The 11,469-nt window shown below is 73.4% G+C and carries 11 protein-coding genes; 7 read left to right on the top strand and 4 right to left on the bottom strand.

Annotation, left to right across the window (positions count from 1 at the left end):
* Nucleotides 1-30 precede the first annotated feature (30 nt).
* From SLAV_RS40080 to SLAV_RS40070, 3 genes are all read right to left on the bottom strand, one after another.
* Nucleotides 31-927 (bottom strand): RNA polymerase sigma-70 factor, encoded by an 897-nt coding sequence (locus tag SLAV_RS40080; protein WP_030237913.1) that lies wholly within the window; start codon nt 925-927, stop codon nt 31-33.
* A gap of 60 nt (nt 928-987) precedes the next feature.
* Nucleotides 988-2,175 (bottom strand): NAD(P)/FAD-dependent oxidoreductase, encoded by a 1,188-nt coding sequence (locus tag SLAV_RS40075; protein WP_030237910.1) that lies wholly within the window; start codon nt 2,173-2,175, stop codon nt 988-990.
* Nucleotides 2,176-2,331: 156 nt separating this feature from the next.
* Complete coding sequence (locus SLAV_RS40070; RefSeq protein ID WP_030237899.1) at nt 2,332-2,787, bottom strand: MarR family transcriptional regulator; 456 nt, start codon at nt 2,785-2,787, stop codon at nt 2,332-2,334.
* 174 nt (nt 2,788-2,961) lie between these two features.
* On the opposite strand from SLAV_RS40070, the gene SLAV_RS40065 reads away from it, so the two are divergent.
* Both SLAV_RS40065 and SLAV_RS40060 read left to right on the top strand, forming a co-directional pair.
* Nucleotides 2,962-3,798 carry an alpha/beta fold hydrolase gene (locus SLAV_RS40065; RefSeq protein WP_030237898.1) on the top strand — a complete coding sequence of 279 codons (837 nt, stop codon included), beginning with the start codon at nt 2,962-2,964 and terminating at the stop codon, nt 3,796-3,798.
* A 143-nt stretch (nt 3,799-3,941) separates the two neighbouring features.
* Complete coding sequence (locus SLAV_RS40060) at nt 3,942-4,859, top strand: DMT family transporter (RefSeq protein ID WP_030237895.1); 918 nt, start codon at nt 3,942-3,944, stop codon at nt 4,857-4,859.
* A gap of 73 nt (nt 4,860-4,932) precedes the next feature.
* On the opposite strand, the gene SLAV_RS40055 is transcribed toward SLAV_RS40060, so the two are convergent.
* The gene (locus SLAV_RS40055; protein ID WP_031943743.1) at nt 4,933-5,790 is read right to left on the bottom strand and encodes a helix-turn-helix transcriptional regulator; all 858 of its coding nucleotides are present in this window, start codon (nt 5,788-5,790) and stop codon (nt 4,933-4,935) included.
* A gap of 257 nt (nt 5,791-6,047) precedes the next feature.
* Between SLAV_RS40055 and SLAV_RS40050 the strand changes: the two genes are divergently transcribed.
* From SLAV_RS40050 to SLAV_RS40030, 5 genes are all read left to right on the top strand, one after another.
* On the top strand, nt 6,048-6,329 hold the full coding sequence (locus tag SLAV_RS40050; protein WP_158740839.1) for a hypothetical protein: 282 nt from the start codon (nt 6,048-6,050) through the stop codon (nt 6,327-6,329).
* Nucleotides 6,330-6,404: 75 nt separating this feature from the next.
* The gene (locus tag SLAV_RS40045; RefSeq protein ID WP_031943744.1) at nt 6,405-7,196 is read left to right on the top strand and encodes a thioesterase II family protein; all 792 of its coding nucleotides are present in this window, start codon (nt 6,405-6,407) and stop codon (nt 7,194-7,196) included.
* Between the two features lie 38 nt (nt 7,197-7,234).
* Complete coding sequence (locus tag SLAV_RS40040; protein WP_031943745.1) at nt 7,235-8,119, top strand: isocitrate lyase/PEP mutase family protein; 885 nt, start codon at nt 7,235-7,237, stop codon at nt 8,117-8,119.
* Nucleotides 8,116-9,168, top strand: coding sequence for a 3-oxoacyl-ACP synthase III (locus SLAV_RS40035; RefSeq protein ID WP_031943746.1), 1,053 nt, complete (start codon nt 8,116-8,118; stop codon nt 9,166-9,168). The genes SLAV_RS40040 and SLAV_RS40035 overlap by 4 nt, the downstream gene beginning before the upstream one ends.
* 1 nt (nt 9,169) lies before the next feature.
* Nucleotides 9,170-11,464, top strand: a complete 2,295-nt coding sequence (locus SLAV_RS40030) for an iron-containing redox enzyme family protein (RefSeq protein ID WP_031943747.1) — start codon at nt 9,170-9,172, stop codon at nt 11,462-11,464.
* Nucleotides 11,465-11,469 lie beyond the last annotated feature (5 nt).

Raw genomic sequence — 11,469 nt, 5'->3', positions numbered from 1 at the left:
GCGGCGGGGTTCACCGCGGGGCCGAGGGGGTCACCGGAGGGTCAGCGGTGTCTCCGAGGCGACGCGGGCGAGCTTCTCGGGGTTGCGGACGTAGTAGAGGCCGCTGATGCGGGCGTCCTCGACGCGGACCGCCATGATTCCGTCGATCTCCCCGTCGAGGCGTACGACCAGGGCCGGGCTGCCGTTGACCGTGGTGAGCTCGCAGGTGACCGTGTACCCGGCCTTGGCGGAGCCGCCGAGGTAGAAGCGGGCCACCTTCCCTGCGCCGACGACCGGCCGCAGCGCGGCCTGCTTGACCCCGCCGCCGTCGCTCACCAGGACGACCTCGGGGGCGAGCACGTCGAGGAGGTCCTGGAGGTTGCGGGTTTCGAGGGCGAGCCGGAACGCCTCCACGGCCGCCCGCGCCTTGCCCGCGGAGACCGTCCGGCGGGGACGGCGGGCGTCGACGTGCCGGCGCGCGCGGTGCGCTATCTGGCGGACGGCGGCCGGGGTCTTCTCGACGGCGGCCGCGATCTCCTCGTAGTCGACGTCGAAGACCTCGCGCAGCACGAAGACGGCGCGTTCGGTCGGCGAGAGCGTCTCCAGGACCAGCATCATCGCCATCGACATGCTCTCGGCGAGCTCCACGTCCTCGGCCACGTCCGGCGTGGTGAGCAGCGGCTCGGGCAGCCACTGGCCGACGTACGCCTCCTTGCGGCGCTGCATCGTGCGCAGCCGGTTGAGCGCCTGCCGGGTGGTGATCCGGACCAGGTAGGCGCGGTGGTCGAGGACCTGCGCCGGGTCGACCTCGACCCACCGCAGCCAGGTCTCCTGGAGGACGTCCTCCGCGTCGGCGGCCGATCCGAGCATCTCGTAGGCGACGGTGAAGAGCAGGTTGCGCAGGGAGACGAACGTGTCGGTCGCCGGGCCGGCGGCATGGTCGCTCAGGTGTGCGTCCACAGGGGGTCCTTGTCGTCGACGGGTCGGTACGGGGGGGATGCAGGGGATTCAGGGGGTGGCCGGGGTCGTGGCGCGCTCGGTGCGCAGCAGCTGCCGGCGCTTCTCGTCCTTGCTCCACCAGGTGCGCGCGCCGGGCTTGCGGGCCTCGTAACCCAGCTGCCAGGGGATGCCCTTGCAGATGAGCTCCTTGACCAGCGCGCCCGGCCGGCCGGCCAGGTGGTACTTCTTGACGGTGTCGTCCTTGTGGGACAGCTGCAGGACGCCGGCGCGGCGGCCCAGGCTGAGGCACTGGGCGGCGAACCCCACGTCCACGGGCTGCGGCCGGCTCCCGGCGAGCCGGCTGAGCACCGTCTCGGCGGCCTGCGGGCCCAGCTGGACGGCGGCCTGGCAGCTCATCCGGAACGGCAGGTCCGAGGGGGCGGCCGAGTCCCCGGCCGCGACGATGCGTACGTCGTCCACGCTGGTCAGCGTCTCGTCCGTGAGCAGGCGGCCCAGGGCGTCGGTGCTCAGCCCGCTGCGGGCCGCCAGGTCGGGCACGCCGAACCCGGCCGTCCAGATGGTCACCGCGCTGGGCAGTTCGCGGCCGTCGCCGAGCCGCACCGCGTCGCGCGAGACGGCCGTCACCCGGGTGTCGGGGCCCGCGAGCACCGTCACTCCGAGCCTCGCCAGCTGCCGGGCCACCGCGCGCCGGGCCCGGGGGTGCAGGGACGGCCCGAGCAGCCCGCCGCAGACCAGGGTGACGGCGCGGCCCCGCTCGGCCAGTTCGGCGGCGGTCTCGATGCCGGTCGTGCCGCCCCCGACCACCGTGACCGGGGCCGCCGCGGGCGCGGCGTCGAGGAGCGGTCGCAGCCGCCGGGCCTCCTCCAGGCCGGCCAGCGGGTGGGCGAACTCGGCCGCGCCGGGCACGCGGGGGTCGGCGCTGCCGCTGCCCACCGCGTAGACGAGGTAGTCGTAGGCGACGGGAGCTCCGGCCGCCAGGGTCACGGTGCGTCCGGCCGCGTCGATCCGGGTCGCGCTGTCGACCACCAGCCGGACGCCCCCGGCGAGGACCTTGCGGTAGTCGAGGACCGCGTCGTGGGTGCCGCCCACCAGCTGGTGGAGGCGGATCCGCTCGACGAAGTCCGGGCGCGGGTTGATCAGCGTCACGGTCACGTCGTCGCGCTGGGTCAGGCGGTTGGCGGCCATCACGCCGGCGTATCCGCCGCCGATCACGACCACCTCGGTGCGCTGCGTCATGGTGTCTCTCCTTCGGGTCCGGCCTCGTTCGGCCTCAAGACACCGGAGGGAGCGCGGTTGTGACATGGTGTGAGCCGGATCACTTCGCGGGGGCGGCTGCGGGGTGTTCGCCAGAGTGGTCGTGGCGGTGGTCGCAGGGGTGGTCGCGACGCGTGGTCAGGGCCCGGGGCGGACCGCGAGGTGGCGGGCGAGGACCTCCAGGGCCCGTGTCACCTCCGGGAGCCGGTCGGCGCCCTCCTCGCCCAGGGCCCGGGCGAGGGCCTCTTCGACCTTTGAGCTGCCCGCGGCCCGTACGGCCGCGACGCGCGCGGAGGCCACGGGGGCGGGCCGCACCAGCGTCCGGCGGCGGTCGGCGGGGTCGGGCGCCGTCTCGACGGAGCCGGCCTCGCGCAGCCGGGCGACGGCGCCCGAGACCTGGCTCTGCGGCAGGCCGGTGCGCTGCGCGGTCTCGCCGACGGTGGTGTCCGGGTGCGCGGCGATGTCCCCGGCGACGATGACGACGGAGCGGGTGCCGCCGGCGTAGCGGCCGGAGCCGCCGGGCGGTTCGGGCAGGGCTTCCTCGCCGAGTTTCATCAAGGCCCGGCCCAGCAGGAAGAGTTCGATTCCGTCCACGGCTCCAGCCTACTGCATCGCAATGGATTCATCGAAATCGATCCATCTCTCTTGATGTATCGATCTCGATGGATTACGTTGGTTGCAGAGCGGCGGACGAAGGGTCCGCCCGCCGACCGCACCGCCCGCGCCGAGCACACCGCACGGAGCCGACCGCAGAAGGAGCACGTCACCATGGACAGCACCCGTCAGACCTCCTCGCTCCCCGTCCCCGGCGCGACCCTGCACTACCGGCTCGAAGGGTCGGGGCCGTTGCTGCTGATCTCGCAGAGCGGCGAGGGCGACGCGGACCGCACGGTGGACCTGGTCCCGCACCTCACCGATGCGTTCACGGTCCTGACCTACGACCGCCGCGGGCTCTCCCGCAGCCGGCTCGCGGAGCCGGGGCGGACCACCTCCATCGCCGAGCACGCCGAGGACGTCCACCGGCTGCTGGCCGCCGTCACCGACGGGCCCGCCCTGATGCTCGGATGCAGCCTGGGCGCGGTCATCGGCCTGCACCTGGCCGCCCGTCACCCCGGACAGGTGTCCACCCTCGTCGCCCATGAGCCGGTCGCGCCGCGCCTGCTGCCGGCCGCCGGACGCGTCCGGCACGAAGCGGAGCTCGCCGGGATCCGCGAGCTCCACCGCACGGCCGGACTCGCCGAGGCCCTGGCGGCGGTCGCCCGGTCGCTCGGCATAGACCCCGTCCGCCAGGAGACCGAGCCGGGCCTCACCCCGCAGCCCATGGACGAGCGGCGCCGCGCGAATTTCGGCTACTTTCTGGAGCACGACGTCCTCGCCGTCCTCCAGGACACCCTCGACCCCGCCGCCCTGGCCGGCTCCACGACCCGCATCCTCGCGGCCGTCGGCGCGACCACCCCGGCCACCGTCTTCGACCACGGCTGCGTCATCGCCCTGGCGGAACTCCTGGGCACCGGAACAGAGACCTTCCCGGGCGGCCACAACGGCAACACCACCCACCCCCGCGCCTACGCCGCCCGCCTGCGCGCCCTCCTCGCCACCGCCTGAACCTCCACCCGCCGCCCCGCGTCATCCGCAGGGCCGGGGGCAGGGGGCCGGGGCCGGACGGAGATGGCCGGAGGTGGACGTCGGGGTGGCGCATGCGGGCCAACTCGCCCTCCGCAGACGGGAATCCCTGCCAACATCGGGGGATGGATCAAACGGCTGGCGAGTCCAGAACCGATCAACGTGCCCTGTCGGCGGCTGCCGTGACCGTCGTGATGTGGGCCTCCGCATTCGTCTCCATCCGCGCGTCCGCCGAGTACTTCGGGCCCGGGGCGCTCGCGCTGGGGCGGCTGCTGACAGCCTCCGTCGCGCTGGGGGTGGTCCTGCTCGTGAAACGGGTGCCGCCGCCGTCGCGGCAGGCGTGGCCCGGGATCCTGGCGTCCGGAGTGCTCTGGTTCGGGCTGTACATGGTGACGCTGAACTGGGGCGAGCAGGGGGTCGACGCCGGTACGGCCGCCATGGTGGTCAACATCGGCCCCATCGTCATCGCCCTGCTCAGCGGCTGGCTGCTCAAGGAGGGTTTCCCGCCGATGCTGCTCGTCGGGATGGGCGTGTCCTTCGCGGGGGCGGCCGTCGTGGGGATGTCCACCTCCAAGGGCGGCGGTTCCTCCCTCACCGGCGTGCTGCTCTGCCTGGTCGCCGCGCTCGCCTACGGGGCCGGGGTGGTGTCGCAGAAGCCCGCCCTCCAGCACGCGAGCCCGCTCCAGGTGACCACGTACGGCTGCTTCGTCGGCACGGCCTGCACCCTGCCCTTCGCCGGGCAGCTCATCGACCAGATCCCGGACGCCCCGCTCACCGCCACCCTCAACATGGTCTACCTGGGGCTCTTCCCGACGGCCCTGGCCTTCACCACCTGGACCTACGCCCTGTCGCGCACCACCGCCGGGAAGATGGGCGCGACCACCTACGCCGTGCCCGCCGTCGTGGTGGTCATCGCCTGGTTCGTCCTCGACGAGGTCCCCGGCTGGCTGACCCTGTTGGGCGGGGCCATCTGCCTCGGCGGCGTGGCCGTCTCCCGCAGGCGCCCCCGGCCGGCCCCGAGCCCGGCGGGCGTGCCCGAGTGAGGTTCTCCGAGTGAGGGACTCCCCCTTCCCCTTCTTGGGGAGGGGGAGGGTCCCCCCTGCGGGAGCGGCGGGGTCACAGGACGTAGGTGGCCTCGTTGCGGCCCAGGAGGTAGCCGAGCTGTAATCGGTTGAGGGCTCCGAGTTCCTGCTTGATGGCCGCGATGTGGGCCTGGAGGGAGCGTTCGCTGATGCCTATGCGGCGCGCGATCGCCTTGTCCGAGTAGCCCTCCACCAGAAGCCGGCTGATGGACTCCCGGATCGCCGGGACGACCTCGTCGGCCGCCTTCGCCGCGTGCAGCGGGACGAAGGGAAAGGGCTTCGCCCGGTCCCAGGCCTTGTCGAACGTGTCGCGAAGAAATCGTACGATAGTCGGTTCGGTAATGGAGATCGCCGTGGTACGGTCCTCGTTCGCAGAAATGAAGGCGACATCGTCCACAATGATCAAACGGTCAAAGAATTCTTCCAGGGTGCGAACCTGGGCGCCGTATTCCGTTACGGCGCGGACATATTCCTTGGTCGCCTCGTCGAATCTCGTGGTGTGCTGATACAGGGTCCGCATGGCGATCCCCGCCGAGATGTGCCGACGCACGGATTCCAGAGCGTCCTTCAGCACCGCGCTCGGCCGCGCCCCGTCGGGCTGCGCCGTGAGGATGTCCCGGCGGACCGCGCCCAGTGCCTCGTTGATCGCCGCCGAAATGCTGCCCAGGCCGTGCAGGTAGCGGACTCCCGGGCCCACGACCTCCTCGTCCGGACGGGCCTCCACCGCGGGCGCCGGGGTGGGCCGGGCCGCCTGCTGTGCGGCTTCCTGCGCCAGCAGGCCCAGGTGCGTTGCGAGTTCCCGCAAGAACGCCTGCGGTTCCCCCGCCGCAGCCGCGCACAGCGCTTCAGGTGCGCCGCTTTGTGCGGTTTTGACGTATTTAACTACGTCCACGTGCCACCCCTGTCTGTCCGGTATGCAGCTGTTTGTAGCGGTTGAGACCCCGTGGGTTCCCGCAATGCGTAAACCGGAGCCATCGTAGGTCTACCTCGTCGTGACCCGGCAGGGGAGATTTGGTCTCACCGCAGGAACGAACACCGAGAAGGCGCCCCGGAGATCAGCACCGCCGGAAACCCGCCTCGGTTTGGCGTTCCTGGAATCGCCAAAGGCGAAACGACTTGAGGGGACTGGGCAAAATGGGGAAGAACCACATGGTGACTCGTCGGGCCGGCCGCGTTTCGGGAATCCGCGGCCGTGCGGTCCTCGCCGCCGCGGGCATCGCCCTCGGCGTCGGCACGGCGGTCACCGGCCTCGCCCACGGTGCCTCCACGGCCGACTCCGTCAGCCACCTGCGCCTCGGCGACGTCGGCTGGAACAACGCGAACCCGCACGTCGTCGCCGGTGACGCCGGGGACGTCGGCTGGAACAACCCGCAGCCCGGCACCACCCCCACCCCCCAGCCCAGCTCCACCAACGACGTTGGCTGGAACTGATCCACCACCACGGCCCCGTACTGCACTGCTTCCCCTCCCGCCTCCGACCGACCGGCAAAGGAATGGCTGATCCTCGTGGTTGCCTCCCCCTGGTTCCTGACGTCCGAGACCACGGCCGGCCCTGACCCCGCCGCCCGCGTCTACTGCTTCCCGCACGCCGGCGGGAACCCCCGGACCTTCCTCGACTGGCAGCCCGCCATGGAGCCCGACGCGCGGATCCTCGCCGTCTGCCCGCCCGGCCGCGGCCACCGCTTCCGCGAACCGGCCCCCGCCTCCCTCGCCGAGCTCGCCGACGGCGCCGCCACCGCCATCACCCTCGCCGCCGACCGTCCCTTCCTCCTCTTCGGCCACAGCTTCGGCGCCGCCCTCGCCTTCGAGGTCGCCCGCCGCCTCGACGGCATCCGCGGCTTCGCCGGCCTCGTCGCCTCCGGCTGCTCCGCCCCCTCGCTGCTGCCGACCCCCCGCGTGGTCGAGGCCGCCGCACTGGAGGGCCGCGCCTTCACCGAGGCCGTCCGGTTCTTCGGCGGACTGCCCCCCGAGGTGATCGAGGACGAGGCCGTACAGGAACTGCTCCTGCCGCACCTGAAGGCCGACTTCCGGATGGTCGCCGGCTACCGCTACGCGCCGGACACCCCCCTCACGGTCCCGCTCACCCTCCTCAACGGCACCGACGATCCGCACGTCAGCCCGGCCGCGCTCGGCCCCTGGGCCCACGAGTGCGCCGCGGAGCCGGAGCTCCGCTGGACGCCGGGCGGCCACTTCTACTTCGAGGACCGTCCGGACGCCGTCACCGCCGTCCTGCGCCCGCTGGCCCGCGCGGCCTCGGCGGCGACCCGCAGCGGAGATGAGTACGTTGAGCTGATCTGACCAACCGGCCGACGTACCCCAGCACTTGTGAGGAACCCATGACCAGCACCACCGACGCCGCCCGACTCCGGCGCGCCGTCGCCTTCCGGGACCTGCACACCGGTCCCCGCCCCTTCGTGGTCCCCAACCCCTGGGACGCCGGCACCGCACGCATCCTGGCCTCCTTCGGCTTCGCCGCCCTCGCCACCACCGGCGCGGGACTCGCCCACAGCCTCGGCCGCCCCGACGGCACCAACCAGCTCAGCCGCGCCGAGATCCTGGACAACGCCACCGCGATCGTGGAGGCCACCGGCCTGCCCGTCACCGCCGATCTGGAGAGCGGCTTCGGGGAACGCCCCGAGGACGTCGCCGAGACCATCCGGCTGGCCGCCGCCGCCGGGCTGGTCGGCGGCTCCGTCGAGGACTCCACGGGCCGCGACGGGGACCCCGTGCGCCCGCTCGGCGAGGCGGTGGAACGGGTCGCCGCCGCCGTCGAGGCCGCGAAGGGACTCGACTTCCCCTTCACCGTCACCGCCCGCGCCGAGAACTTCTTCCAGGGCCTGCCGGACCTCGACGACACCATCCGCCGCCTCCAGGCGTACGAGGCCGCCGGCGCCGACGTGCTCTACGCCCCGGGCCTGCCGGACGCCGAGTCCATTCGCGCCGTCTGCTCCGCCGTGGACCGGCCCGTCAACGTCCTGATGACCGGCGCCCTCAAGCTGTCCGTCGCCGACCTCGGGGAGCTCGGCGTGCGCCGCGTCAGCACCGGCTCGGCCCTGTCCCGCGCCGCCCTCGGCGCCCTCGTCCGCGCCGCCCGTGAGATCACCGGGACCGGCACCTTCGACTTCGGCCTGGACGCCCTCCCGTACGCCGAGGCGAACGCCCTCCTGGCCCCCGCCGCCCCCGCCCCGTCCGCCGACCGAGAGAGCGATCCGGCACCGTGAGCCTTCCGTACGCGTCACCCGCCGCCTCCGCGTTATCCGCGGCCCCCGCCGTCCACCTGTCCGCGCCCCGCTACGTCCTCGGTGAACTCCCCGCCGCCCACACCACGGTCGAGGGCCTGGCGGAGCGGGCCCGTACGTTCGGCATGCCTCCCCGTGCCGAGCTGTGGGGCTGGGGCACCGTCCACCGCACCGCCAAGGCCCTGGAGACCCTCGCCGCCGAGACCGCCCGCGCCACCCTCGACGGCGCGGGCGCCGCCCCGGCGGACGTGGACTGCCTCATCCTGTGCTCCACCCGCTTCCCCGGCGGCCCGCGCACCCACGGCGCGTTCGTGGAGAACGTCCTGGCCGCCACCGGCCTCGGCGCGGCCGCCTTCACCGGCCTCACCCTCGGCCGCTGCGCCAACCTCCTCGCGGGCATCCGCACCGGCCAGGCCTACGTCGCCTCCGGGATGTACCGCACGGTCATGGTGGTCACCGCCGACCGGGTCACCGACGAGTCCGTCCGCATGGAGAACTTCGCGCTCTTCAGCGACGGCGCCGCCTCCTGCCTGATCAGCGCCGCCCCCCTCGGCCCGGACTCCTACGAGATCGTCGCGGGCGCCGGCGCCCAGGACCCGGCCGGTCTCGACTGGTCCAACGAGATCAGCTCCGACCTCGCCCGCGAGGTCAACCGGCAGATCCTCGAAGACGCCGGCATGAAGATCGGCGACATCCAGGGCGTGCTCCACCCCAACCTCTTCAAGCCGCTGGTCGTCCTCAAAGAACGCCAGGCCGGCTTCACCCGCGAGCAGCTCTTCCTGGACAACATCCCGCGCGTGGGCCACTGCTTCGCCGCCGACCCGCTGATCAACCTCGTCGACCGGGAGGCGGCCGGGGACCTGCGGCCCCGCGGGCACTACCTGCTCGCCTCCAGCGTCCCGGGCGTGCGCATCGGCGTCCTGCTGCGCAAGCTTCCGGCGACCGACGCGGCGACCGAGACCGCACCCGCGGCCCCGACCGCGGCCCCGACCGCGACCCCGACCGCCTCCGCCCGGCAGGGGGAACACTGACATGAACGCGCCCCTCACCCCCGGCGAGGAGACCTCCCTCGACATGGCGCGCGGCTCCTTCGCGCCCGCCTTCACCCTGCCCGACCTGACCACCTCCCTGCCGCCCGCCCCCTTCGAGGCCTCCCCGGCCGGAGCCGCCGAGGCCGCGCGGATCACCGCCCTGCCCCCCGCGGGGCTGTTCCGCCGCCTCCTCGCCGACCAGGAGAGCGAGGGCGTCCTGCTCGCCGCCCGCCGGGTCCTCGCCGCCTTCCTGGCCCCCGAGCCCGACGACCCGGAGCTGCCGGAGCCCGCCGACGCCGACGAGGTCGCCGCTCAGGTGCTGGCCGCCCGCGCCGAACTCGCCGCCGTCCTCGCCCCGCTGCGCACCCACCCCGACCCCGAGGTGCGCACGGCCGTCCTGCGCCAGCGCGCCCCCCTGGCGCTGACCGGCGGCTGCTGGCTGGACACCCTCTCGCAGGCCGCCACCCAGCCCGCCGAGATCGTGGGCCGCCTCTTCGGGCAGCACTGGATGCTCCAGGGCGAGGGCACCGCCGAGGCCGGGATGCTCGGCCGGCGCCGCCGGGCCCTGGTCGGCCACGGGGTGTTCCTGTCCGGGGTGGAGGCCGCCGCCTTCCTCGACGAGACCGGCGCCCGGCCCCTCACCGCCCTGCACGGCGCCTTCCACCTGGCCCTGTCCCGGCTGCCGGCCTCCTTCCTCCCCGAGGTCGTCGGCGTCCACTACGCGGCCCACGCGCTCGGCCTCGACGACCTGCTGCTCGGCATCGAGCCGATGCTCGCCGAGGGCGACGTGCGCCCCCTGCTCGCCGAGTACCTCTCCTTCACCGAGGAGTCGCCCACCGGGGCCGAGGACCGCCGCCGCGTGCTGGCCGCCGTGCGCCTGCTCGTCCGGCTGGAACGCGAGCACACCGCGGCCCTCGCCGAGCTCGCCGCCTGGTACGACGGGCTGTCGCTGGACGCCCGGGTCGCGCGGATCGTCGAGCGGCACGCACCGCACGCGGGCCGCCAGCACCGCGCGGTGCGCCTCGGCACCCGCAAGCTCACCGACTGGCTCGACGACGGGCAGTTCGACCCGGCCGCCTTCGTACGGGAGTTCCGCACCGCCCGCCAGATCCGGCCCGCCCGCGACGGAGGCCCCTGCCGCTTCCTGAAGTCCATCAAGTTCGGCGGCCCCATGTTCGGCATCTTCGACGAGCGGGAGGCGGCCGTCCTGGCCGCCTGGGCGCAGGCCGTCGCCGACGGCGAGCCCGCGGGCGCGGACCTCGTGCCCACCACCGCGGGCGACGAGCCGGCCCGTGCCTGGAGCGGCCGGCTCGCCACCGTGCGGCCCACCGACGTGCTCGTCCGCGAGCCCGAGGACCCCGGCGACCACCGCCGCTTCTTCCACCGCCTCGTCACCTTCGAGCGCCACCCGAACGTGCTGCCGCAGGCCCGCGCCCGCGCCGAGGCCGGGCTGGCCGAGGCCGAACTGCTCTTCGCGCACGGGGCCGACGGGGTGCTGACCGACGCGAGCTGGTTCCCGTACACGCCCGAGGCGCTGATGGAGCGGGTCGAGCGGATCTACTGGGACAAGCTGGTGGACCCGTACGAGCCGCTCACCGAGATCCCCTCCCGTGACGAAGTGGTCTTCGAGCAGTCGACGTACGCCCTCGGCAGCCTCATCGACGGCACCTGGGCGCACCGGATCGGCAACCTGGGCCGCCGCGGCCGGCGCAGCGACGACCTGCTCTTCTCCATCTACGCGGACGAGATGGGCCGCGGCGACATGGCCAAGAACCACATCACGATCATCCACAAGGTGCTGGCCAGCATGGACATGGACCTGCCGCACATCCGGCAGGAGGCCTTCCTGCACCAGGGCGACCTGCCGGACCACCTGTACGGATTCTCCATCCACCAGGTGTGCCTGTCGCTCTTCCCCGACAGCCTCTACAACGAGATCCTCGGCTACAACCTGGGCATCGAGATGTTCGGCCTCGGCGCGATGCGGCTGCACGAGATCCAGAAACTGCGCCGCCACGGTCTCGACGTCTCCTACGAAGAGGCCCACCTGTCCATCGACAACTTCTCGGCGGGCCACGCCCGCCAGTCGGCCGAGATCGTCGTGGCCTACCTCGACGAGGTGCTGCGCGGCTCCGGCGAGGAGGCGGTGCAGCGCGAGTGGCGCCGCATCTGGCGCGGCTACGCCTCCTTCGCCTACTTCGTCGAACACGCCCTGGTGAAGCGGGTCCGCGCCGCCGAGGCCGCCGCCGAGCCGGCCGACGCCCCCGCCGACACCCCCGCCGACCTGGTCATCTGAGGAGC

It is taken from the genome of Streptomyces lavendulae subsp. lavendulae (genome assembly GCF_002803845.1).
Classification (GTDB): Bacteria; Actinomycetota; Actinomycetes; order Streptomycetales; family Streptomycetaceae; genus Streptomyces; species Streptomyces lavendulae.
This window is presented reverse-complemented; position numbering and strand designations above follow the sequence as displayed.

Coding starts and splice junctions, on each gene's coding strand:
- SLAV_RS40075 (WP_030237910.1), bottom strand. CDS start 2,175: ATGACGCAGCGCACCGAGGTGGTCGTGATCGGCGGCGGATACGCCGGC.
- SLAV_RS40060 (WP_030237895.1), top strand. CDS start 3,942: ATGGATCAAACGGCTGGCGAGTCCAGAACCGATCAACGTGCCCTGTCG.
- SLAV_RS40030 (WP_031943747.1), top strand. CDS start 9,170: ATGAACGCGCCCCTCACCCCCGGCGAGGAGACCTCCCTCGACATGGCG.
- SLAV_RS40050 (WP_158740839.1), top strand. CDS start 6,048: ATGGTGACTCGTCGGGCCGGCCGCGTTTCGGGAATCCGCGGCCGTGCG.
- SLAV_RS40040 (WP_031943745.1), top strand. CDS start 7,235: ATGACCAGCACCACCGACGCCGCCCGACTCCGGCGCGCCGTCGCCTTC.
- SLAV_RS40065 (WP_030237898.1), top strand. CDS start 2,962: ATGGACAGCACCCGTCAGACCTCCTCGCTCCCCGTCCCCGGCGCGACC.